This window comes from Shewanella chilikensis, from assembly GCF_002836945.1.
Lineage (GTDB): Bacteria > Pseudomonadota > Gammaproteobacteria > Enterobacterales > Shewanellaceae > Shewanella > Shewanella chilikensis.
Window position 1 is genome coordinate 69,364 of record NZ_NIJM01000008.1, and the last position, 23,058, is coordinate 92,421.

At 54.4% G+C, this 23,058-nt stretch carries 17 protein-coding genes; 11 read left to right on the forward strand and 6 right to left on the reverse strand.

Annotation, left to right across the window (positions count from 1 at the left end):
- The first annotated feature begins 96 nt into the window (after nucleotides 1-96).
- The 6 genes from CX651_RS04575 to deoD all read left to right on the forward strand — a co-directional run bounded on the left by CX651_RS04575 (nucleotide 97) and on the right by deoD (nucleotide 7,192).
- Nucleotides 97-1,392, forward strand: a complete 1,296-nt coding sequence (locus tag CX651_RS04575; RefSeq protein ID WP_039033647.1) for a NupC/NupG family nucleoside CNT transporter — start codon at nucleotides 97-99, stop codon at nucleotides 1,390-1,392.
- 296 nt (nucleotides 1,393-1,688) lie between these two features.
- On the forward strand, nucleotides 1,689-2,540 hold the full coding sequence (locus CX651_RS04580) for a nucleoside-specific channel-forming Tsx family protein (protein WP_101054056.1): 852 nt from the start codon (nucleotides 1,689-1,691) through the stop codon (nucleotides 2,538-2,540).
- Nucleotides 2,541-2,928: 388 nt separating this feature from the next.
- Entirely contained in the window at nucleotides 2,929-3,702 is a 774-nt protein-coding gene (gene deoC, locus CX651_RS04585) for a deoxyribose-phosphate aldolase (RefSeq protein WP_101053978.1), read from the forward strand.
- Between the two features lie 143 nt (nucleotides 3,703-3,845).
- Entirely contained in the window at nucleotides 3,846-5,186 is a 1,341-nt protein-coding gene (gene deoA, locus CX651_RS04590; protein WP_025009943.1) for a thymidine phosphorylase, read from the forward strand.
- A gap of 1 nt (nucleotide 5,187) precedes the next feature.
- Entirely contained in the window at nucleotides 5,188-6,405 is a 1,218-nt protein-coding gene (locus CX651_RS04595; RefSeq protein ID WP_044733933.1) for a phosphopentomutase, read from the forward strand.
- A gap of 76 nt (nucleotides 6,406-6,481) precedes the next feature.
- Nucleotides 6,482-7,192 carry a purine-nucleoside phosphorylase gene (gene deoD / locus CX651_RS04600; RefSeq protein ID WP_039033651.1) on the forward strand — a complete coding sequence of 237 codons (711 nt, stop codon included), beginning with the start codon at nucleotides 6,482-6,484 and terminating at the stop codon, nucleotides 7,190-7,192.
- A 108-nt stretch (nucleotides 7,193-7,300) separates the two neighbouring features.
- Here the strand turns inward: deoD and CX651_RS04605 are convergent, their stop codons facing one another.
- A complete protein-coding gene (locus CX651_RS04605; protein WP_101053981.1) occupies nucleotides 7,301-8,293 on the reverse strand; it encodes a YtjB family periplasmic protein in 993 nt (330 codons plus the stop codon).
- 81 nt (nucleotides 8,294-8,374) lie between these two features.
- Between CX651_RS04605 and serB the strand changes: the two genes are divergently transcribed.
- Both serB and CX651_RS04615 read left to right on the forward strand, forming a co-directional pair.
- A complete protein-coding gene (gene serB / locus CX651_RS04610) occupies nucleotides 8,375-9,352 on the forward strand; it encodes a phosphoserine phosphatase SerB (RefSeq protein ID WP_101053985.1) in 978 nt (325 codons plus the stop codon).
- A 91-nt stretch (nucleotides 9,353-9,443) separates the two neighbouring features.
- Nucleotides 9,444-10,364 (forward strand): alpha/beta fold hydrolase, encoded by a 921-nt coding sequence (locus tag CX651_RS04615; RefSeq protein WP_101053988.1) that lies wholly within the window; start codon nucleotides 9,444-9,446, stop codon nucleotides 10,362-10,364.
- Here CX651_RS04615 and CX651_RS04620 read toward each other — a convergent pair.
- Complete coding sequence (locus CX651_RS04620) at nucleotides 10,331-12,745, reverse strand: PilZ domain-containing protein (RefSeq protein WP_101053991.1); 2,415 nt, start codon at nucleotides 12,743-12,745, stop codon at nucleotides 10,331-10,333. The two genes, CX651_RS04615 and CX651_RS04620, sit on opposite strands and share 34 nt — an antisense overlap.
- A 167-nt stretch (nucleotides 12,746-12,912) precedes the next feature.
- Here CX651_RS04620 and radA point away from each other — a divergent pair, with 167 nt between their 5' ends.
- Nucleotides 12,913-14,283 (forward strand): DNA repair protein RadA, encoded by a 1,371-nt coding sequence (gene radA, locus CX651_RS04625; protein ID WP_101053994.1) that lies wholly within the window; start codon nucleotides 12,913-12,915, stop codon nucleotides 14,281-14,283.
- 80 nt (nucleotides 14,284-14,363) lie between these two features.
- On the opposite strand, the gene CX651_RS04630 is transcribed toward radA, so the two are convergent.
- Nucleotides 14,364-14,732, reverse strand: a complete 369-nt coding sequence (locus tag CX651_RS04630; protein ID WP_101053997.1) for a PilZ domain-containing protein — start codon at nucleotides 14,730-14,732, stop codon at nucleotides 14,364-14,366.
- Nucleotides 14,733-14,879: 147 nt separating this feature from the next.
- Between CX651_RS04630 and torR the strand changes: the two genes are divergently transcribed.
- On the forward strand, nucleotides 14,880-15,590 hold the full coding sequence (torR, locus tag CX651_RS04635; RefSeq protein ID WP_071238053.1) for a two-component system response regulator TorR: 711 nt from the start codon (nucleotides 14,880-14,882) through the stop codon (nucleotides 15,588-15,590).
- Here torR and torT read toward each other — a convergent pair.
- Nucleotides 15,580-16,605 (reverse strand): TMAO reductase system periplasmic protein TorT, encoded by a 1,026-nt coding sequence (gene torT, locus CX651_RS04640; RefSeq protein WP_215774485.1) that lies wholly within the window; start codon nucleotides 16,603-16,605, stop codon nucleotides 15,580-15,582. The two genes, torR and torT, sit on opposite strands and share 11 nt — an antisense overlap.
- Nucleotides 16,606-16,786: 181 nt before the next feature.
- On the opposite strand from torT, the gene torS reads away from it, so the two are divergent.
- A complete protein-coding gene (torS, locus tag CX651_RS04645; RefSeq protein ID WP_101054003.1) occupies nucleotides 16,787-19,657 on the forward strand; it encodes a TMAO reductase system sensor histidine kinase/response regulator TorS in 2,871 nt (956 codons plus the stop codon).
- Between the two features lie 206 nt (nucleotides 19,658-19,863).
- On the opposite strand, the gene torD is transcribed toward torS, so the two are convergent.
- Together torD and torA are read right to left on the reverse strand one after the other, a co-directional pair.
- Nucleotides 19,864-20,493, reverse strand: a complete 630-nt coding sequence (torD, locus tag CX651_RS04650; protein ID WP_101054006.1) for a molecular chaperone TorD — start codon at nucleotides 20,491-20,493, stop codon at nucleotides 19,864-19,866.
- Between the two features lie 71 nt (nucleotides 20,494-20,564).
- On the reverse strand, nucleotides 20,565-23,054 hold the full coding sequence (torA, locus tag CX651_RS04655) for a trimethylamine-N-oxide reductase TorA (protein WP_101054010.1): 2,490 nt from the start codon (nucleotides 23,052-23,054) through the stop codon (nucleotides 20,565-20,567).
- Nucleotides 23,055-23,058: the final 4 nt, after the last annotated feature.

Below are 23,058 nucleotides of genomic sequence, written 5' to 3' on the forward strand. Positions count from 1 at the left end.
AACGACGATTTTGCCCCGGAGGTCGGGTATAATCTTGCTCGGAAAAAGGTTGGTTAACAACATAATTAAAAAGCGTTAACAATAGGGTGATGGTTAATGAATATACTTATGAGCTTGGTAGGGGTGGTCACCCTACTCGCGATTGGTTTCTTGTTGTCCAACAACAAGAAAGCAATCAATCTTAGAACAGTCGGTGGTGCACTGGCGATTCAGGCCGCTTTCGGTGGCTTTGTGCTGTATGTGCCGGTCGGTAAAGATATCCTGAAAAGTATCTCCGACGCTGTTTCCAGTGTTATCGGTTATGCACAAAATGGTATCGGTTTCCTGTTTGGTGATTTGGCTAACTTCAAAGTCGGCTTTATCTTCGCAGTAAACGTGCTGCCAATCATAGTGTTCTTCTCTTCTCTGATCGCTGTGCTCTATTATCTGGGCATCATGCAGTGGATTATCCGCATCATAGGCGGTGCCTTGCAGAAGGCCCTGGGTACCAGCCGTACCGAGTCTATGTCTGCCACTGCCAATATCTTCGTGGGTCAGACCGAAGCACCTCTGGTGGTTCGTCCCTTCATTCCTACCATGACTCAATCTGAGCTGTTCGCCATTATGGTCGGTGGTCTGGCATCTATCGCTGGTTCTGTTCTGGCCGGTTACGCGCAGATGGGTGTACCTATTCAGTATCTGGTTGCGGCATCTTTCATGGCCGCTCCAGGTGGCTTGTTGATGGCCAAACTGATGCACCCAGAGACCGAAACCGCCAAGAACGACATGGATGAACTGCCGGACGATCCGGACAAGCCAGCCAACGTGCTTGACGCTGCTGCAGCCGGTGCTTCTTCCGGTATGCACCTGGCGCTGAACGTTGGTGCTATGCTGCTGGCCTTTATCGGTTTGATTGCCATGATCAACGGTATTATAGGTGGTATCGGCGGATGGTTCGGCATGGAAAACCTTACCCTGGAACTGATCCTTGGCTATATCTTCATGCCGCTGGCTTACCTCATTGGTGTGCCTTGGAATGAAGCCATGATTGCAGGTTCTTTCATCGGTCAGAAGATAGTGGTCAACGAGTTTGTGGCTTACATGAACTTCGCTCCTTTCATCCATGATGCTGCTATGGCTTGTACTACAGTAGCCGCTGATGTCACTAAAGAGCTGCCTATGTGTGTGGCTGAGACTCAGGCGCCAATGACAGCCCGTACAATGGCGATTGTCTCTTTCGCTCTGTGTGGCTTTGCTAACTTGTCTTCTATCGCAATTCTGCTGGGCGGCTTGGGGGCTATGGCACCAAATCGTCGTCACGACCTGGCTAAACTGGGTCTGCGCGCCGTGGTTGCCGGTTCTCTGGCTAACCTGATGAGTGCGACTCTGGCAGGTTTGTTCCTGGCACTGTAAGACGGTAGTGAACAGAGGCCTGAATTCGCAGGCCTCTTGTTAACCCAATCGATTTCCAAACTTAGCTTTGCTTGGCTCATATGCCAACCTATGGTTGGCAAGATGAGCAGAACAAGAGTACAGATATTTCTGGCTAGTGAGTGAAATGGGTACTTTTGTTCAAATATAAAATTTAGTGTTCGCATTTTATTTTTGTCTTTCTTGTGGTTTTGGATGGAGAAGGTAGAATGCGGGCGCCAATTAAAAGAATGCCGCTCCAAGAGGGTGGCGAGAACCAAAGATGAATGGGGTTGATGATGAAAAACGTTAAAACTTTAGCTTTAGCCGCTACCGCGGTCGCCGCCATGTCAGGCAATGCTTACGCCGCTGATCGTTCTGATCTGCACGGCAGTGATTACAAGTGGATGCAGTTCAACCTGATGTATTCTATCGGTGAGAAGCCCGATAACCCAGCTACAGGTGATCAGCACAACTACCTGGAAATGGAGTTTGGTGGTCGTTCCGGTATCTTTGACCTGTATGGTTATATTGACGTGTTTAACCTGGGTAACCAGTACACCAACGACGGTGACAAGAACCCAGGTTCAGGCAGCAGCAAGCTGTTCATGAAATTTGCACCACGTATCTCCTTGGATGCCGTATTCGGTAAAGATCTGTCTTTCGGCCCAGTTCAAGAAGTTTACTTCTCTACTCTGTTTAACTGGGACGGCCTGATTAACGACGGTGACGGCACTGGTGTTAACAGCTCTTTCTGGGGTGTGGGTGCTGACGTTATGGTGCCATGGCTGGGCAAAACCGGCATGAACCTGTATGGATACTACGACCTGAACAATAAAGAATGGAACGGTTATCAGTTCTCTATGAACTGGTTCAAGCCTTTCTACTTCTTCGACAACAAGAGCTTCCTGTCATTCCAGGGTTACATCGACTACCAGTTCGGTGCTGACGAAAACAAGACAGCTTTCGTACCAACTTCTACCAATGGCGGTAACGTATTCTTCGGTCTGTACTGGCATTCAGATCGCTACGCTCTGGGTTATGGCCTGAAAGGCTTTAAAGACGTATACCTGATCGAAGACGGTGCCGGTGCTCTGGCTCTGGAATCTACAGGTTGGTCTCATTACCTGAGCGCGACCTACAAGTTCTAATCGCAGATGGGGGTGACCCACTTGGGTGACCCCCGTTTTTATTTTGCTCTGACTTAATCTTTACCTAAGCCTGAGCTATAGTGAATTGGGTTCAATGAACCCGGATTAATAGCCGGAAGCTGGTTCAGCTTGTTTACGTAAAGGTTGACAGATTTCTCGCGTTAAAAAGGATTTTTCGCGGCAAGGCAAGGAACTTGAGTTCCCCCTTCCCGGTCTTCAAGGATTCAAGTCGTGATACTCGTTATCAAGGTTGAATACCCTACAAAGATGATTTGCAGTCAAATGCAGGCGTCGCCCGAAGGCCCGGCCATAACAATAACCACAAAGCCCCTCTGGCGCTGCCAAGACAGATTTTTAATCCTTTGATTTTATGTCTCGGAGAGCAATTATGAGCGATTTAAAACAAGCAGCACAGCGCGCCATCCAACTGATGGACCTGACCACTTTGAATGATGATGATACCGATCAAAAGGTGATCGAACTGTGTCATAAGGCCAATACTCCGGCCGGTCATACCGCTGCTATCTGCATTTATCCACGCTTTATTCCTATCGCGCGCAAGACTCTGGATGCCATGGGCGCAGATGATATCCGTATTGCCACAGTCACCAACTTTCCCCACGGCAATGATGACATAGCTATCGCGGTGCTGGAAACTCGTGCAGCAGTCGCCTACGGTGCTGATGAAGTGGATGTGGTATTCCCTTATCGTGCGCTGATGGAAGGCAACGAAACTGTTGGTTTTGAGCTGGTAAAGGCTTGCAAAGAAGCCTGTGGTGACAATGTGCTGTTGAAAGTGATCATCGAATCCGGCGAACTGAAAGACCCGGCGCTTATTCGCAAGGCTTCCGAGTTGTCTATCGATGCCGGCGCTGACTTTATCAAGACCTCTACCGGTAAAGTACCTGTCAATGCCACTCTTGAAGCGGCTGAAATCATGCTGACCGTCATCAGTGAGAAGAATCCAGCTGTAGGCTTCAAGCCCGCCGGTGGTGTGCGTGATGCCGCCCAAGCCGCTGAATTTCTTGGCGTAGCCGAGCGTATTCTGGGCAGTGACTGGGTTTCACCCCGGACTTTCCGCTTCGGTGCATCCAGCCTGCTGGCCAGTCTGCTGCACACACTGGAACTGGCTGACGCTCCAGCACCGACTCAAGGTTACTAATCCCCGCTGATTGTGATCCAAGTCTATTTGGGGACGTCAAAACTTGGTTAGTATCTGTAATAAAATTACTACACATTTGACGTCCAACCCCAATGCTGTAACAGCTTCTTTAGACAAGGTTGCAGCAGAAAGGAGGCAGTATTATGTTTCTGGCACAAGAGATAATCCGTAAAAAACGTGAAAAAATGGCGCTTTCCAAGGAGGAGATCCAGTTCTTTGTCAAAGGCATTACCGATAACAGCGTGTCTGAAGGTCAGATAGCTGCATTCGGGATGGCGGTGTATTTTAACGACATGAGCATGGATGAGCGCATCGCACTGACGACGGCTATGCGTGATTCCGGCACTGTGCTCAATTGGGATAGCCTGCAGCTCGACGGCCCTGTCATAGACAAACACAGCACAGGCGGCGTGGGCGATGTTATCAGCCTGATGCTTGGCCCCATGGCGGCAGCCTGCGGCGGTTATGTTCCCATGATTTCCGGTCGTGGTCTGGGCCACACAGGTGGCACTCTGGATAAGTTTGACGCCATCCCCGGCTATCAGACTGAGCCCGACAGCGAACTGTTCCGTAAGGTGGTTAAAGAGGTCGGTGTGGCCATTATCGGTCAAACCGGCGATCTGGTCCCTGCCGACAAGCGTTTCTATTCCATTCGTGACAACACGGCCACTGTCGAATCCATCCCGCTTATCACCGCCTCTATACTGTCGAAGAAGCTGGCTTGTAGCCTGGATGCGCTGGCGATGGACGTCAAAGTGGGCAGCGGTGCCTTTATGCCTACTTATCAGGCATCCGAGGAACTGGCTCGTTCTATTGTTGCGGTTGCCAATGGTGCAGGTACCAAGACCACGGCTTTGCTGACAGATATGAACCAGGTGTTGGCCTCCTGCGCCGGGAACGCGGTCGAAGTGCTTGAGGCGGTGAACTTCCTTACCGGCAAATATCGTAATCCGCGCCTCTACGAAGTCACCATGGGACTTTGCAGTGAGATGTTGCTGCTCGGTGGCCTTGCCGCCAATGAGGCCGAGGCCCGCAGTAAGCTCAACGCCGTGCTGGATAATGGCAAGGCCGCCGAGATCTTCGCCCGTATGGTTTCCGGACTGGGCGGCCCGGTCGATTTTGTCGAACATCCTGAAAAATACTTGCCTCAGGCCAAGATTATTCGTCCTGTGTATGCCGAGCGTTCCGGCTTTGCTTACAGCATGGATACCCGTGAACTCGGCTTGGCTGTGGTCACTCTGGGTGGTGGTCGTCGTAAGCCAGGTGATGCCCTGGATTACAGCGTCGGCCTGACACAGGTTTGTGCCCTGGGACATGAAATCAATGCTGACAAGCCGCTGGCAATGGTGCATGCCCAGTCAGAAAGCGCCTTCGAAGAAGCCGCTGCCGCGGTGCGCAGAGCCATAGTCATTGGCGACAGCGCCCCTGAGAAAACACCGGAGATCTATCGCGCCATCCGCGCTGCCGATCTCCAGGAGAAGTAGTATGAAACGTACCATTATTTTAATGCTGGATTCCTTCGGCGTCGGCGCAGCCGGTGATGCTGCCAAGTTTGGTGACCTGGGTTCAGATACCTTTGGTCATATCGCCAAAGAGTGTGCCGAAGGGCGTGCCAATGATGGCCGTGAAGGGCCGCTGAAGTTACCCAACCTTAGCCGTCTGGGGCTGGCACATGCCGCCATGGAAAGCACAGGTCAGTTTGCCCCCGGGTTTGACGCCGATGTCGAGCTGATAGGCGCCTATGGCCATGCTGAAGAGCTGAGCTCAGGCAAGGATACCCCCAGTGGTCACTGGGAGATGGCCGGTGTTCCCGTGCTGTTTGATTGGGGCTATTTCAGCGACAAACAAAACTCTTTCCCCAAAGAGTTGACCGATAAGATCCTGGCGCGCGCCGGCCTTGGCGGTTTCCTCGGCAATTGTCACGCATCCGGTACTGCGATTCTGGAAGAATTGGGTGAAGAACATATGCGTTCCGGCCTGCCTATCTTCTATACCTCGGCCGACTCCGTGTTCCAGATTGCCTGCCATGAAGAAAGCTTCGGCCTGGAAAACCTCTACCGTTTGTGTGAAATCGCCCGTGAAGAGCTTGAGCCATATAATATCGGCCGAGTTATAGCGCGACCTTTTGTTGGCAGCGGCGCCGCCGATTTTGCCCGCACCGGCAATCGCCGTGACTACGCGGTAGAGCCACCGGCGAAAACTGTGCTGGATAAGCTGAAAGCCGCCGGCGGCCAAGTGGTCAGTGTCGGTAAAATTTCCGATATTTATGCCCATTGCGGTATCACCAGCAAGGTTAAGGCCTCGGGCCTGGAGGCTCTATTCGATGCTACACTGGAGCAGGTCAAGGCTGCCGGTGACAACACCATAGTCTTCACCAACTTCGTGGATTTCGATTCCCACTATGGCCACCGCCGTGATGTGGCAGGTTATGCCCGGGGATTGGAATACTTCGATGCAAGATTGCCTGAAATCCTGGCACTGCTGAATAAGGATGATTTGCTTATCCTGACTGCAGACCATGGTTGCGACCCTACCTGGGAAGGCACAGATCATACCCGCGAACATGTGCCGGTTTTGGCCTATGGCGCAGGTTTGAGTGCCGGCTCATTGGGGCGTCGCAAGAGTTTTGCCGATATCGGCCAATCCATTGCCAGCTACTTCAAGCTGGAACCAATGGAATACGGCGAATCATTTATTCGCTGACAAGATTTGGCTCCCTCGCCGGAGCCGTCTTTAATAAACAGACTTGAGTCTTTATAAAACTAACGGGGTTATTTCGATGGCAACACCACATATTAATGCAGTTGACGGCGCATTCGCTGAAACCGTACTTTTCCCTGGCGATCCATTGCGGGCCAAGTACATTGCCGAAACCTTCCTGGAAAACGTAGAGCAGGTTACCGACGTACGTAACATGCTTGGTTTTACCGGTACTTACAAAGGTAAGCGTATCTCTGTGATGGGTTCAGGCATGGGGATCCCTTCCTGCTCCATCTATGCCACAGAGCTCATCAAGGACTATGGTGTCAAGAACCTGATCCGTGTGGGCACCTGTGGTGCAATCAGCACTGATGTTAAAGTGCGCGATGTGATTATCGGTATGGGTGCCTGCACCGACTCTCAGGTGAACCGCCTGCGTTTCAAGGGCCAGGACTTTGCCGCTATCGCCAACTATGAGCTGATGAGCGCCGTGGTTGACTCAGCCAAGGCTCACGGTACCAAAATTCGTGTAGGTAACGTGTTCTCTGCCGATCTCTTCTACACTCCGGATCCAGAAATGTTCGACGTGATGGAAAAGATGGGGGTACTGGGTGTGGAAATGGAAGCTGCCGGTCTCTACGGTGTTGCCCATGAATTCGGTGCCCGCGCTCTTTGTGTGGTAACTGTTTCCGACCATATCCGTACCGGTGAAAAGACCAGCTCTGATGAGCGTCAAACCACTTTCAACGATATGATCGTCATGACGCTGGATGCTGCGATTACTCTGTAATCCGGTAACCAACTGACATCATAAGGGCTCCCTCGGGAGCCCTTATTGTTTTTAAGCCTTTCCACTTATTCCTGGAGTGCGGCTCTGCAGCTGAAGCTGGCTCTTGGGCTACTCGTTATTTTTGTTTGCTTCTGCAGTTTGTGACTCCCGTTTGGGGGCTACTTCTGTCCTGGGACCTTTACTGCGGGGATTGTCCGCATCGACAGGATCCGGGATCAGGCTATCGCTGGCTTGTTCAGCTGCTTTGTTGGTCGCGGCGTTATTGCCAGTCTCAGGTTCAGTGTTTACTTCAGAGCGCTCTGACCTGGTCGCCTTTGCGGCCAAGGCGTTGGCCGGCTTTTCTGCCTGTTTGGGTGACATATTGGTGTTGGATTCAGCGTCAAGCTCTGTCTGGGATTCGCCGGTATCCGTGGCTGAATCTTGGCTTTCAGCAGCAATCGGTTCAGTATCCAAGGTTTCCTTGGCGGTTACTTTGTCTTGCTGCTTGAGCTTTTTGCGCCTGCGCTTGACCCGGGTGCGACGGCGGTCAAAGTCGGCACGTTTGAACGACAGCGCCCGTGATAATAACAGGCCGATAAAGCCTGCTACTATCAGCATCAGTTGCTGCTGCTCCATATTCAGCTCATGGGCTTCCTGGATCTCATTGAAAAACAGCTTGGGATCCAGCCTGACTTCGACAAAGCCCAGGTTGTTACCTTGCTGGATCACCGGCTCGACATAAGGAGGGTAGGGTGCCAGCAGATCATCCAGTTCCGGGGAATCCGGCTCCAGCAACTCGGGGCTGACATCCTGGGCAAAGGATAGCCGCTGACCATCCTCACTGTAGATAGTCGCCGCCATCACCTTGGGATCTTCCACCAGGGCGCTGGCCAGCCATTGCAACTGCTCATCATTTTGCAGTTGCAACGCCGGTGCGGCACCATAGGCTGTTTGTTGCACCAATAATCTGGCCATCTTTTGGGTTTGGGTCTTCAGAAGCCGCTGCCCTTGTAGTAGGCTTGTCTGCCACAGCTGGACCAGGCCGACCAGCAGAGTGACGGCTATGGCGATCTGCAGCAGTCTGCTGATCTTCTGGCTTTTTTTAAGGCCCTTGAACAACAATACTTTGTCCCTTAATCAAATTCGGTGTTTCCCTAATCATAATGGATTATGGGTATGCCCGATAGCCGGAGAGCAGTGACCATGGAGTCAGTCTTACCTTTTCCCCTGTTGGCCAGTCAACGTCAGAATGGTGTCTATGTCTTGAGTCTGCAGCAGCATACTTGGCCGGCATTCAAGGAAGGGCAACATGCCCAAGGTGAGCGATTACGGCTGATCTTCAATGAAAAGGCTGCGGCTGCTGTTGCCGATTTGCTTCCCGAGTTGGCACCGAGGGCGGTGGCGATTTTGCAGCGCGAGCAATCCTTGTATGGGCTCGAGTTGCTGCTCGAGGTGGGCATCTGTCAAGCCATGCACAATCGTCTTGAGTCAATTGGCGAGCTGGATTACCTGTCCATTGCAGCGACAGCGAGTTTGCCGCAGCTTTCGACTCCGGGGCTGTTGGTGATGGATATGGACTCGACCGCCATTACTATTGAGTGTATCGATGAATTGGCGGCCGCCGCCGGCGTGGGCGCCGAGGTGGCACAAGTGACCGAACGGGCGATGCAGGGCGAATTGGATTTCGAGCAGAGCTTGCGCCAGAGGGTGGCCAAGCTCAAGGGCGCCGACCAGAGTATTATTGATGATCTCTGTGCCCGTTTACCTCTGAGTCCCGGGCTTGAGAGCATGATAGCCGAGCTCAAATCCCATGGCTGGCGCACTGTGGTGGCCTCAGGTGGTTTTACCCCTTTTGTCGGCCATCTGCAGCAGTTGCTTGGGTTGGATGCCGCCTTTGCCAATGAACTGGTAATAAGCGATGGCAAGTTGCTCGGCGAGGTTCGCGGCCAAGTGGTGGATGCCGCCTTCAAGGCCGATGTGGTGACAAAATGCGCCGGGCAGTGGCAGATAGCTGCCGGGCAAAGGCTGTCCATAGGCGATGGCGCCAACGACATCCCCATGGTGCAGGCAGCCGATTTTGGTATTGCCTATCATGCCAAACCTAAGCTGGCCTCTGTCGCTGCGGCGAAGATCAATAAGCTGGGCCTGCAGGCATTACCTTTCTTGCTGCAAGGGCGCTGAAGCGTTAACAGTTAAAACTAGAGTGATTGCTCTTGTTTTTATGACCGGGATTCATTAGCTTTTGCTATAGAACCCGGTGACGACACACTCCATGGAAACTGTACAGCAATCAATCTTTCTGCCTTATCGTGATGGTGAACTGCATCTTCGCAAAATTTTTCCCGCAGCCGGCTTTCGGCATCAGATCCCGATTTTGATGTTGCATGGTGCCATGTCCAATGGCCGGGTGTTTTACAGCAGCAGAGGCCGAGGGCTGGCGCCTTTTCTGGCTCAGGCGGGCTTTACCGTTTATGTAATGGATAGTGCAGGTCGTGGCCTCAGCACGCCTAAGCTGGCGCGCGGGTTTGAGCTTGGACAAGGTGAGGTCATCCGTGAACAACTGCCCTTGGTGCAACAATATCTGCTTAAGGCCGAGTCTCTGGACAAGCTGCATTGGTGCGCCCATTCCTGGGGCGGGGTGCTGATGGCCAGCGCCTTGGCACGGTTTCCTGAACTGCAAGCGTCGGTGGCATCACTGCTAACCTTTGGTAGCAAGCGCACCATAAGAGTCAGGTCATTGAAAAAGTGGCTGATGGTGGATCTGGTTTGGAACCGCTTGGCTCCCGGCATTGCTGCCGGTCACGGCTATCTCGCAGCCGACAAGTGGCGCATGGGCATGGATAACGAGAGCCGGGCTTCGCTGCAGCAGAGCATAGATTGGGTGCGCGGTGATTGGATAGATCATGACGATGGTTTCGATTATGGCCGGGCTGCCGCCAAAGCCACTTGGCCCAAGAGTTGGTTTATCGCCGGACAGAATGACACTGTACTCGGTAATCCAGAAGATGTGCTGGATATGATGGCCGAATGCGGCTTGCAAAATAGTCGCTTTACCTTGCTGTCACGGGAAAACGGCAATCGCCACGACTATGGTCATGCGGATATGCTGACCCATGTGGATGCACCAAACGATCATTTCAACAAGGTGCTCGCTTGGTATCAGGGTTTTGAGCTTTCCAGCGTCAGTGACTGAGCCTCTGGATTTAATTCCGGGTAGCGCAGCAAGACCTCGCTGGTGATTTCCAAAAACTCGCCGACACCCACTACCCGCCACAGCATCTCTTCGAGCTTCTTGGCCTTGTGCTTGGCATGGACACCTATATATTCCAGCTCGCGGCGGATATAGCCCAGATCCGGCTTACCGGCGGCGCCGCGATAGACCTTTAAGGCCATAAAGCTGCCGAGCGACTGCGCCTGACGGATAAAATCCACTTGGGCCTGACGCTCCGCCAGTTCATGGCGGGTAGTGCAACGCAGCCGCAACTGGCCGCTGGATTGGCGCACCAACTGCACAAAGACTTCGAAGCTGTCCATGGTCATCTGCGGCTTCATCGCCCGTATCGGGCCGATAAAGTCGCGCTTTAGACGGCCGTCTTGCAGTAAAGGTTCGAGATTGAACTGCAATTGCTCAGCGCTGCTGTTGGCGAACAAGTCGCTGACGGCATCCGGTTCTACGCCGACCCCCAGCGCCGACAAACGGAAAGACTTGACGGTTTTTTCCACAAGGAAAGGCACTGAATGCAGTTTGCGCATCAAGAGGTTTTTCATCGCTTCGGCCAGTTCTTTGACCTCAGAGTTATCCTCTGTCAGTTGCTGCAATTTCTCGCGGTTCTGCGCTATCAGCCGATGTAAAAACTCCACGCCCGGATGAGGCGTGTGACCCATCACCGCCGCCAGATGCAGGGTGACACCGTTTTTACGACTGCGCACCAATCGATAGGGCAACGCCTGAAGTTTGGCCTTGGGCGCCAGTGCCTGCAGCTTGGGAAAGCTGAGCAGTAGCGGCTCCTTGGGATTGAGAGTCGCGTTTTCATCCAGATTCAGCTGCAGGCCACGACTGGAAATATCATGGGTGATCCCTGTGTATTGCTGTTTGCCCTGACTGATGTTGACCAAGGTCTTGAAGGAGAACCTGGCTTCCTGGCGCCGTTCGCTGAAATACATGGACACCAATCGGATACTGTTGGTGGTAATTTTGGCTTGGCCGAAACGCTTGAGCTCATTGGCATCCATCTTGAACGGCCAGCGACGATACTCTTCGGCGGCCTGTTCGTCGGTCACATCCATCAGTTGCAGTATGTGGCTGTATTTTTGCAGCTGTTGCTCTGTCAGCGCCGAGTAGTTGCTGTCATCGCCCGGTAGCATGGAGGCCTTATAGGAACCCTGGTGGTCTATGGCGTCCAGACTCACCTGGATAACCTTCCAACTGCCCTTGGTGGCACCAAAACCCAAAAACAGAGGTTGCAGGCGGCTTTTTTTCAGTTCGCTGAGGCTGGCTGAGTAGAAGTAGAGTTGACCACGGGCGTTATAGGTAAAGCTGAACAGCAATCTGTGGTCGGCGTTGCCCGGCTCGGCGAGCATGGCCGCCAGTCTCTGCTTGCTCAGCAGTCCCGGCAATTGGTTGATATCGGCTTCATCGAGGAAATCGTGCAACAGTGCCTGATTGTCCCTACTCAGCAGCAGAGCACCAATAGCAGGATTGCCTTGGCTGTCCTGTTCGATAAACAGCGGCAGGTGCGGCAGATGGGCCAAGTAATGGCGCTCGAACCCCAGTCCTGTTGCTGTTGTCAGTACATCGTTGACATCCACCTTGTAACGGAACTTATAACCGCGAATAAGGTTGGCAAGTAGCTCGGAGAGCTGCTTACTGCCGCCGATGCGTTTGAGCCGCATCCAGCAGGTGTCCTGCTCTGTCTGGGCATCGACTATCTGGTAGTCGACCCCGAGTTGCAGATCCCGGTAATAGTATTCATCGCTGAGATCCAGCAGCTTGACCCGCAGCGGCCGGTTAAGATCTAAGTTATGTCTGGCGGGCAGACGCACTCTGGCGCCACCGACGGAGAGATCTGCGGTATTGCCGCGCACCTCCTCTCTGCCGGCTTGGGAAACCGATATCTTGATGCTGTAGTTCATCCGCTCTTCACTGCGGTTGAAGTAGCGCCCCAGCACAATCCCGGGTACCAGATAGGGATTCCCCTGTCCTTCCTGATTGCGGGGCGTTTGCTGCAGCCGTTGGCGGCGCTGGTGATGAGCCTCCATCACCTGTTCGTATACCCCCATAGTGTATTGGTTGCGGTACAGCGCCAGTGCGGCATCAAAGGCCTCTTTGGCCGGGACATCGAGGAAGTGGCGTTGGTCGGCAAAGTGATACTCCTGGCAGGGCAGTTCCGACTTGTCTCTGAGGTCAATAATCCTCAGGCAGGGGGAAGCCAGGCGCTGGATTTCCATTTTCAACAGAAAGCGGGTCGAGTTGGACTCTTCTGCGGTGAGCTGCAAGAAGATCTCACTGAAGTCCGGCTCCATCATCAGGGGCTTGAGTTGTTCAATCAGGGCGCTGTGGTGATCTGGACTCATGGACTCGCTCTTTAAGGGGTGCTTATTCTTGTGCTGACTGTTAGTCTTATGTCGGCCCGGCTTTGGGAAGCTTGAACCCAATTCGGGATTATTACTCTGAAAGTATCACTTTGAAAGTGCAATTATTTTAATTAACTATTACAGATTTTACACAAGTTTGAACCCAGATGGCGAAGAATAAAACAGCATACGTGTGCAACGAATGTGGCCAGGACTTTCCCCGTTGGCAGGGGCAGTGCAGTGCCTGTCATGAATGGAATACCATTACCGAAGTCAGGCTGGGGGCGGCTACACCATCCCGGGGCGGTCAGTTCAGTGGTTATGCCGGTGCCGGTGCCGGTGCCAGTGAGATCCAAACGCTGGATCAGATAGATCTCAACGAAGTGCCGAGGATCCCCAGCAGCTTTATCGAATTTGACCGTGTGCTCGGTGGCGGAATAGTCGCCGGCAGTGCCATCCTGATTGGCGGACATCCGGGGGCCGGCAAGAGTACCTTGCTGCTGCAGACTTTATGTCAGCTGGCCGAGACCATGCCGGCTCTTTATGTCACCGGCGAGGAATCTTTGCAGCAAGTGGCGATGCGAGCCCATCGTTTGGGCCTGCCCACAGGGCGCTTGAAGATGTTGTCCGAAACCAGTGTCGAGACTATCTGCACTGTGGCACTGCGGGAGAAGCCCAAGGTCATAGTGATAGACTCGATTCAGGTGATGCATATCAGTGATGTGCAGTCCTCCCCCGGCAGTGTGGCCCAGGTTCGCGAATCGGCCGCCTTTCTGACCCGTTTTGCCAAGCAAAATGGTATCGCCATCATCATGGTCGGCCATGTCACCAAAGACGGCTCTCTGGCAGGCCCCAAGGTGCTGGAGCACTGCATAGATTGCTCGGTGATGTTTGAAGGGGACAGCGATAGCCGCTACCGTACCCTGCGCTCCCACAAGAACCGCTTTGGCGCCATCAATGAACTGGGGGTGTTCGCCATGACGGAGCGGGGGCTCAAGGAAGTGGCCAATCCGTCGGCGATATTTCTGTCTCGCGCCGATGAAGCCGCCTCCGGCTCCTTGGTGATGGTGGTTTGGGAGGGCACCCGGCCGCTGCTGGTGGAACTGCAGGTGTTGGTGGACAGCTCGGCACTGTCGCATCCGCGGCGGGTTGCCGTGGGGATGGATGCCAACCGTTTGGCTATGTTGCTGGCGGTAATGCATCGTCATGGCGGCTTACAGATGTCGGATCAGGATGTATTTGTTAACGTGGTCGGTGGTGTCAAGGTGACAGAAACCAGCGCCGATTTGACTCTGTTGCTGGCCATGGTTTCCAGTTTCCGTGGTGATATTCTGCCCAGGGATCTGGTGGTGTTCGGCGAAGTGGGCCTTTCCGGCGAGATACGTCCTGTGCCCAATGGTCAGGAGCGTTTGGTGGAAGCTGCCAAGCATGGCTTTACCCGGGCGATAGTGCCCAAGGCCAATATGCCGAAAAAGCCGCCTCAGGGGATGCAGGTGATAGGGGTGAGCAAACTCAGCGAGGCACTCGGGGCTATGTGAGCGCTATGTGATTGCTATGTGAGTCATAGCCCGGCAAGCAGGGCTATTGCCGCCCTGTGACCTGTGAAGCAGGAGCCGCTTCAGCGGCTCTGTTCATGTTCGGCAATAAACTGTTCCAATTCGCGGTGCAGCAGTGAGGCATCGCCAAGATTCAGCTCCAATAGCCTTCTTAAGTGACTGATACTCTCAATATCGATAAGGGCGCACTTGAGGCCCAAGAGGCCGTTGCGGCGATGCACGACGTCAGCCTCCATGCACAGTTCTACTTCGGACTGGGGTAGGCAAAAACTCAGCGCCAATACACCTTCTGGAGCGAAATCGGCAGGTTCTTCCACCATGGCGCCATTGAGACAGAGATCCAGCAAATGGGTGCTCCATACCTTGTTGTCGCAGCTCAGCTGGGCATCTATGGTAAACAGGATCCGTGAAAACTTGCGCTTTTCATCCATACTCAGTCCTTTAATTTTTGATTCGTCCTTATTGTAGCCACATAAAAAGCGCTTGGCACCGAACTCAGGTCAAATATCTATCCGCTACAGACAAAATATGAAAAATTGTGAATAATGGCCTCTATCCCAGCCGGTTGGAATACAAGTATGGCATACCGCATATTGATAGTGGACGATGAAGCTATCATTCGGACTCGTTTAAAAGGCTATTTTGAAAAAGATGGTTACCAGGTGATGGAAGCCGCCGACGGTGAGCAGATGTGGCAGCAACTGCAACAACAGCATGTGGATCTGGTGATGCTGGATATCAATATGCCGGGGGATGATGGCCTGATGCTGACCCGTGAGCTGCGCAGCCGCTCAGATGTGGGCATTATTCTGGTAACCGGCCGGGATGAGGCGATAGATAAGATAGTGGGCCTGGAGATGGGCGCCGATGATTATGTCACCAAGCCGTTTGAGTTTCGCGAGCTCAGGGTCAGGGTCAAAAACCTGCTCTGGCGCATCTCTCTGGTGAAGAAGGCTCAGCAGCAAACGGCTGAGCAATTGTCGCGCTCGGACGACAATCTCTATTTTGAGGGTTATCACCTGCAGCTTAACAGTCGTCGCTTGAGCCTGGATGGGCAAGTTATCAAGTTGACCAAGGCCGAGTTTGAGCTGCTGGTGGCTTTTGCCCTGCATCCGCAGCAGGTGCTCTCGAGAGAGCGCTTGATGCAGCAAACCAGCCACAGGGATCAGGATGTCAACGACCGCACCATAGATGTGATTATTCGGCGCTTGCGCAGCAAGCTGAGTCCAGAGCTGTTTGTCACTGTGCATGGTGAAGGTTATCTGTTTGCCGCCGATGTCAGCGACTGAGTTCTGAGCCCTTGGCTTCCACTCTGTATACCGGATAGAAATCCGCCGGGGCCAAACTGTCATCCAACTGCATGTTTTTGAGGTTATCCGGGCGCAACTGCAAAATTGCCGGGCCTATATCACCAAACGCCTTTTCCCCCTGCAACAGCCTGACGGCGAGATCGACCGCCAGTCGCCCCTGTAGTACAACTCTGTCATCATTGGCATAAGCGACCTTGTTGCGCTTGAGCCCTCGCAGTATATCCGGCGACAGATAGCTGCTCACCAGCGCCAATTGGTTGGTCAGGCTTCTCTGCCTGAGAGTGCCCATGGCGGCTTCAATAGCAACGGCACTGCCGAGCAAGGCTTGCGGCAGCGGCTGCATGTTTTGATTGAGCAACAGATTGAGCTGATCCCGGTAGAGATTACGGTTGTTGTCGGCATGCATCACGGCCACAATCTCCACCTGGCTGTCTTGCAGTGCTTGTTTGACACCTTTTTCCACCAGATCGGTACCGCCACGGCCTTCGGGGCCCGCCAGCATAGCCAGGCGTTTGTGCGGGGTAGATGCGAGATACTCACCGATCAGATAACCCATCTGATACCAGTTGACTCCTATATGGGTTTGTACCCGGTGGTCAGCCAACTGATTCACCAGCGCCAACACAGGCTTGGTCAGCTCAAGCGTATGGCCCTCAAGCAGGTGTGGGCTGACGGCGCCGAGCAAAATCGCATCGGCATCACCATCGAGGCAGGATTTGAGTTGTGCCAACTGGGTCTGGTTGTTGCCATAGCCGCCGGCTTCATGGAGTTCCAGCCCGAGCCCCAAGGCTTGGCTCTGTTTTGCCAAGCCATAGTCAATCCCTATCCAGTAAGCATCTTTCAGATGCGGCACCAAAGCGCACAGTTTCCAGGGTTTATTGGCTTTGGTGAGTGGCGTGTGGGTCAGAGGACTGGCCTGCTGGATTGCTTCGTTGAAAGGACTGCGTTGCTCCAGCTCCCAGGTTTCATTGGCCAGTGCGGCAGGGATAAACATCAGCAGAGCCAATAACCACAGCAGCAGTCTTTTAGTTGCAGGCAACACAGCCTCGAACTTGGTGGCAAATTGGCTCATGGGGAAGATCCTGATATATGATGCAAGTATTCTACCATAGCATTCCTGCTGGATGTTTGAGTGAGTCAATGCCTATGCGAACCAGTATCAACAAGGATAACAAGTGAGACCTTTATCTTCATGGCTTAGCAGCCTGACCGGCCGTCTGATGCTGGCGTTTTGTTTGTTGGCGCTGCTGCTGTTATTACTGGTGACTCTGGGCAACTTGAGCCTTTACTGGGTCAAGGGCGCCGACAGTTTTCTTTATGAGAAGGCCTTGCCCGCATCAGAAGCCGCGCGGCAGCTATCGCAATCGGCCACCTCGCTGGCAGAGAATGCCCAGCGCCTGGGCACGGCTGCCGATGAAAAACAGCGCCAATATTTGGGGCGCCGTCTGTCGCTAGAAAGCAATCGCATGTTGGCGGCGATTGCGACCCTGGAGCAGTTGGCGGTGCCGGATTCAGCCAATCTGAAACAGGCGGCGGCCACCATTATCGCTGAGCTGACCTTACTCGGCGAGCAGACGGGGGAGCGGCTTGAGCGTACCCAAGCGCTGAAACAGAAAGGACTTTTATTGGTACAGGCTTCCAAGCAGGCCGACAATCTGCTGCGCTCCGAGCTGGCGGTGCTGGACTCAGTCATTATTGCCAAGCTAAGCCAGATTCCGGGGGCGGCGGCAGTGGATGACATTATAGAGCTGGATCTCAGCAGCGCCGAGCAGCTCAACCGCGCCCTGAAACTGACTCATAAGATAGCCTTGCTCGGGCAGATATTTGCCGCGGCCGATGCGCCGCAAGACTTGGTCGGTGCCATCAATCAGGCGCCGTTGACCGATGATGCCCTGTCCCCGGGATTGCTCAAGCGCATTCCTGTGGCCGATTTGGTTCGGGACCCAGGTAGAGCCGAGGCGCTCGAGGCCGAATTTGCTCGTCTTGATCAGGTGACTGCCGGCCAACAATTGGCCGAATCTATATGGCAGTTGCAGCAGCAACTGGAGCAAAGGCAACTGGTGATTTCGGACAACCTCAAGTCGATGGAGCAAACCGTGGATGCCGCCCTCGAGGGCCAGCAGCAACAGCTGAGTTTGGCCAGACGCGACTTTTTGGGGCAGCTCAATTGGGCCAGCGCCGGGCTCTGGGGAACGGGCGCCTTGATGTTACTGCTGATCCTGTTTGTCAGTTGGCAGGTTATCTATAAGGGTATCGCCCGGCGCTTGAGCGATGCCACCCAGGCTCTCAGTCGCCTGAGTCTTGGTGATACCAATGTCAGCATACGCTCTTACGGTGATGATGAACTTACCGCCATGGCCTCGGCGCTGGAAGCCTTCAAACAGAAAACGGCCCATAATCAAAAGTTGCAGCAGGATCTGCAACGCACCGCTGCTGAGTTGACCGAGCATAAGCTGGCGCTGGAGCGGAAGGTGGCCGAGCGAACCCGCGAGCTCGCCCAGACCAACGCCCAGCTGGAAGAGGCCAGTCAGGCCAAGTCGCTGTTTTTGGCCACCATGAGCCACGAAATACGCACGCCGCTTAACGGCTTGCTAGGCACCCTGAGTCTGCTGGGGCAGGCGGAGTTACCCGCCAAGGCGCGGCAGATGTTGGCGCTGTCCCAGTACAGTGGCACTCAACTGCAAACCGTGCTCAATGACATCCTCGACTTCTCCCGTCTGGAGCAGGGCAGGCTGATCAATGAGCCAAGGGCCGTGGAGTTGCCGGCACTGCTCAACGAAGTGACCGCCATCATGTTGGCCGGGGCCAATCTTGCCGGGCTTGAGCTCAGGCTGTTAAAGCCGGAATTGCCCGAATGGGTCTGGCTAGATGGGCCCAAGCTCAGGCAGGTACTGTTTAACCTTCTGGGCAATGCCATTAAGTTTACCACCAAGGGCAGTGTGACTCTGGAGGTCAGTATTGAAGGTGCGCGCCTGTGCTTCAGCGTGACCGATACAGGTATCGGTATCCGCCCCGAGGCTATGGCACGTCTGTTTACTCCTTATGCCACAGAGGCGACCCATGCCAGTGCCAGGGGAACCGGGCTTGGGCTGAGTATCAGCCGTGACCTGGTGCAACTGATGAATGGCCGTGAGAGTGGGGATGCTCCCGCCATCGAAGTCATCAGTACGCCGGGGCAGGGCAGCCGTTTCAGTTTCAGTGTGCCGCTTCAGCCCTGTGAGCAGGGGGAGCAACAATCGAGTAGCCTGCCACAGAGTGAAATCGCCAAGCGGGTGCTGCTGGTGGAAGATAATAGGGTTAATGCCTTGGTGGCTCAGGGCTTTTTGGCGCATCTTGGGCATGAGTCACTCTTGTGTGTCAGTTTGGCAGAGGCACGGAATGTGTTGCTTGATAACACGTCAGGCCCATTCGATGCCGTGATGCTGGATTTACAGCTGAGTGACGGCTCCGGCAGTGAGCTGTTGCCTGAGCTAAGGCAACAGCTGGGCACCAAGGTGCCGATTGCCGCCTTTACCGCCCAGTTGCAGACTCAGGATATGGCTGATTACCAGGCCATGGGCTTTGATATAGTCCTGGGTAAGCCCTTGGGATTGCAGGCTCTGGCCAACTGGCTCGGGGTTGTCTCCGGCTCGAATCAGAGCGATGAGTGCCCTAAGGAAGAGGACTCTCAAGCGCCGGGCCTTAGATCCCGCAATACGGACAACGCCCAATGGCTGGCGCTGGAGCAACTTGAGCAGGACCTGCAGGTGCTCAGCAAGGCCACTTTGCTGGAGATGCGGCAACAGTTTGTGGACAGCAGTGATGCGCAGCTGCAAGCTTTACAGGCGGCAGATGGGCAACGGGATATCATGGCCGCCAAGCTGCACGCACTCAAGGGCAGCAGCGGTAACATGGGGCTTGAAGCGCTGCACTTGCGCTGCGCCGCACTGGAACAGTCCATCAAGGCTGGCAAACCTTTACGCGACGAGGAACTCACTGAGCTGACAGATTGCGTAGCGGCATCGTTGCTGGCGCTCGATAACTGGCTTGAGCAGCAATCAGACTAAGACGCTTTTTTACCTGGGGTTTAAGCGCTGAAGACAGGAAGCGCTGCATTTACCGGCTGCTGAAGATATAGAAAGGGCGCCACTCGTTACTTGAGTTGGCGCCCTTTGCCCCTTTGACTCCTTAACCCTTTAACCCTTTGATTAGGGGGGCTGTGTTACGTTTGATTCAGGCAAGTACTTGTTAGCTCTTGTCTAAATCGCCTTGCTCAGTGCGCTGCGGCGCCTTTCAGCCATTCGGCATCACTTTGAACAAAGGCCAGGGTCAGGCGCGCGAGCGCGGCATAAAAACCGCCGCGATCGCATTCGGTCACCCGCTGACAAAATGGTTCCAACCAACTGAGCAGGCACTCTTGCAGAAACTCCTGTTGCGTTGATGCCGAGGCGTTCAGACACAGATGAGCCTGGTATGCCAGAATCACCGCCAGGTGGTCGGCGGGCTCGGGGAAGTCACCGCTCAGCTGCAGCTGGCTTCGCTGCAAAAAGGCCAGCATCTGTTGATGCTGCTCACCAAACAGGGTGACATCCTCATCCGCTTGCAGATAGAGGCCGGCATAGGGCGAAGCGCTCTGTTTACTGCCCACCAGAAACAGCCCGCAAAAGTCTGCCGCCAGCTCCAGCAGCGCCTTGTCTCTGTCCTGCATCCAGGCAATCGCCAGCAGTTTTTGCTCCATCAGCTTGGCTGCTTGCTTGAGGGCGGGATCGCTGCCCAGCTGTTGCCAGAAGGCCTTGCTTTCCGGCGCCGTCAGTTGGCTGAGGCGCTCGGCATTCAACTCGCGGGCGAACAGGCCCGAGAGGAAGTTGTACAGCATGGCTCTGCCTTGATTTAACTGTTCCATTGGCTTACCTCAGTTATCTGCAATTAGTGATGGTGCGAATAAGTCCTCGTGGGACTTGTTCGCACCTTCCCTTAGATTGTTATCTCAATTGGCCCATCGAAGGAGGATACCTTGGGCGCCTTACCGGTGAATTTTTCAAACTCCACCTGGCAAGTGTAGGCCGAGCAGGCCTGCGCCAGCTTGGAGGTACCTATATCCTGAGTCAGGGTATTGGGGTCACCATAGCTGCACAGGGCACCGATTTCGGCGCCGCCTTCGACGCTGCCATCTTTGCCGACCGGCCCATACCAGGCACCTTCATGGATCCGGATAACCCCTTTGGGGAAACGGCCGGAGACGACGGCACCGGCCAGCAGCTGGCCACGGTCGTTGAACACCCGCACCAGATCGCCGTCTTTGATACCGCGGGCCCTGGCATCTTCAGGGTTAATGTAAACCGGCTCACGCCCCTGCACCGTATAGGTTTCGCGATATTCCTTGGACTCACACATCTGTGAGTGCAGGCGCTTGTCCGGGTGGCAGGACTGCAGCCAAACCGGGTACTTATCGCTGCCTGGACCGCCATGGCTGCGCTCGGATTTTTCCATCCAAACTGGGTGGCCCGGGCAGTCATCATAACCGAACTGGGCAATCTTACGGCTGAAGATTTCAATCAGGCCGGAAGGAGTACCCAAGGGGTTAATCTCAGGATCCTCACGGAAGTCGGCGTGTCTGACCCAGTTTTGCCCTTCACCGAAGTGCACATAACCCTGCTTCCAGAACTCGTTGAAGTCCGGCATGGCAAACTTGCCCTGGTTGGCGGCCTTACACTCGTTGTAGAGTTTTTCCAGCCATTCCATTTCGGTTAGCCCGCGGGTGTATTCCTTCTCTTTGCCGAGTATTTTGGCAAAGCGGGTGAATATCTCAAAGTCCGACAGACTTTCAAACAGCGGCTCAACCATCTTGTGCATCGCCAGAATACCGCGGCCGGCGTAGGCACCGTAGACATCGATATCGTTGCGCTCCATGGTGGTACAGGCGGGCAAGACTATGTCTGAGAAGCGGCAGGTGGCGGTCCAGTTCACATCTATGGAGACCACGCATTCCAGCTTGCGGAATGCCTGCTTCATACGGTTTCTGTCCTGATGGTGGTTCCAGGGGTTGTTGCCCGAGAATACCATCATGCGGATATCCGGATAGGTGACCTTGCTGCCGTTGGCATCAATAGTCTTGCCGGGTTCCAGAATGGCATCTATCCAGCGGGCGACCGGAATAGTGCTGCTGGCACCCTTGAAGTCGTTGTTGTCGAACAGTGGCTTTTGGCCTTCGTCCAGGTTACGCGGAAAGGCGCCCGGCGCGGCGGCACCTGTGGCGGGTACGCCGATACCTGAGTAGTGGTGACCATAGCTGATACCACCGCCAGGCAGGCCTATCTGGCCTATCATGGTGGCCAGTACCGCCGCCATCCAGTAAGGCTGCTCACCGTGTTGCTGACGCTGAATACACCAGCCCATCATGATCTGGGTACGGCCCTTGGTCAGGGTACGGGCCAGATCGCGGATGACTTCAGCCTTGACGCCACAGATGGCTTCGGCCCATTCCGGAGTCTTGGCGATGCCGTCTTTGTCACCCAGGAGGTAGGGCAGGAACTCTTCAAAGCCCAGGCTATAGCCTTCGATAAACTTGGCATCGTGCAGCTTGGCTGTGTACATCTCATGGGCGATACCCAACATCAAGGCCACGTCTGTTTGTGGGTTGACATACAGCTGCTCACAACCCAGATAGGCCTGGGTCTTGGTTTCGACCGGATCTATGCTGATCACCCGGATCTTACCGGCTTTGACCTTTTCCTTGAGCTGCGCCAGATAGGCGAAGGACTCGTGGGTTTCGGCGTTCCAGCCCACCTGCAGGTTTTTGTAAGGATCGTTGGACCAGAGCACTATGGTATCGCTGTGCTCGAGGATCAGCGGCCAGGAGGTGCCTTGAGCGTACACTTCGGTAGAGCCCAGCACATAAGGCATAATCGTTTGCCCGGCGCCGGTGGAGTAGTCGCCCACTTTCTTGACGAAGTTGCCGTGCATGGCGATGGCGCGCTGCATATGGCTGGTGCTCGAGTGCAGCTGTCCGGTGGCACGCCAACCGGTTTGTCCGGCGTGCAGGCCAGATGGGCCGTATTGGGTTTGAATGATATCCAGTGACTCTTTGAACAGAGTCAAGGCCTTGTCCCAGGTGACACGAACGAAACGGAAGTCGCCGCGTTCATGGGTATTGCTCTTGTGTCCCTTGAGCAGGAAGTCGAGCCGCACCATGGGGTAACGGATCCGTGATGGGTTATAGACCAGGCCACGGATACCGCGGATCATGTCGGTGGGATACTTGTCGTACTCCAGTGGTTTGACTTCGGCAATAACCCCGTTGCGGCGCTTGATACGAAATGCACCGAAGTGGGAGCCTGTGGTCAGCCAGGCATCACCGTCATCCATCCCCTTGGCCAGCGCCGACAAGGGAGCGAGTACCGAACTGCTTCCGGCAACCACAACGGAAGTGGAGGCCAGGCCTTTTAAAAAGTCTCTTCTGTTCATAACG

What these genes read in the sequence shown, in the direction of transcription:
- CX651_RS04575 (WP_039033647.1), top strand. Translation starts at nt 97, where the DNA reads ATGAATATACTTATGAGCTTGGTAGGGGTGGTCACCCTACTCGCGATT.
- CX651_RS04580 (WP_101054056.1), top strand. Translation starts at nt 1,689, where the DNA reads ATGAAAAACGTTAAAACTTTAGCTTTAGCCGCTACCGCGGTCGCCGCC.
- deoC (WP_101053978.1), top strand. Translation starts at nt 2,929, where the DNA reads ATGAGCGATTTAAAACAAGCAGCACAGCGCGCCATCCAACTGATGGAC.
- deoA (WP_025009943.1), top strand. Translation starts at nt 3,846, where the DNA reads ATGTTTCTGGCACAAGAGATAATCCGTAAAAAACGTGAAAAAATGGCG.
- CX651_RS04595 (WP_044733933.1), top strand. Translation starts at nt 5,188, where the DNA reads ATGAAACGTACCATTATTTTAATGCTGGATTCCTTCGGCGTCGGCGCA.
- deoD (WP_039033651.1), top strand. Translation starts at nt 6,482, where the DNA reads ATGGCAACACCACATATTAATGCAGTTGACGGCGCATTCGCTGAAACC.
- serB (WP_101053985.1), top strand. Translation starts at nt 8,375, where the DNA reads ATGGAGTCAGTCTTACCTTTTCCCCTGTTGGCCAGTCAACGTCAGAAT.
- CX651_RS04615 (WP_101053988.1), top strand. Translation starts at nt 9,444, where the DNA reads ATGGAAACTGTACAGCAATCAATCTTTCTGCCTTATCGTGATGGTGAA.
- CX651_RS04620 (WP_101053991.1), bottom strand. Translation starts at nt 12,745, where the DNA reads ATGAGTCCAGATCACCACAGCGCCCTGATTGAACAACTCAAGCCCCTG.
- radA (WP_101053994.1), top strand. Translation starts at nt 12,913, where the DNA reads ATGGCGAAGAATAAAACAGCATACGTGTGCAACGAATGTGGCCAGGAC.
- CX651_RS04630 (WP_101053997.1), bottom strand. Translation starts at nt 14,732, where the DNA reads ATGGATGAAAAGCGCAAGTTTTCACGGATCCTGTTTACCATAGATGCC.
- torR (WP_071238053.1), top strand. Translation starts at nt 14,880, where the DNA reads ATGGCATACCGCATATTGATAGTGGACGATGAAGCTATCATTCGGACT.
- torT (WP_215774485.1), bottom strand. Translation starts at nt 16,605, where the DNA reads ATGTTTATCCCTGCCGCACTGGCCAATGAAACCTGGGAGCTGGAGCAA.
- torD (WP_101054006.1), bottom strand. Translation starts at nt 20,493, where the DNA reads ATGGAACAGTTAAATCAAGGCAGAGCCATGCTGTACAACTTCCTCTCG.
- torA (WP_101054010.1), bottom strand. Translation starts at nt 23,054, where the DNA reads ATGAACAGAAGAGACTTTTTAAAAGGCCTGGCCTCCACTTCCGTTGTG.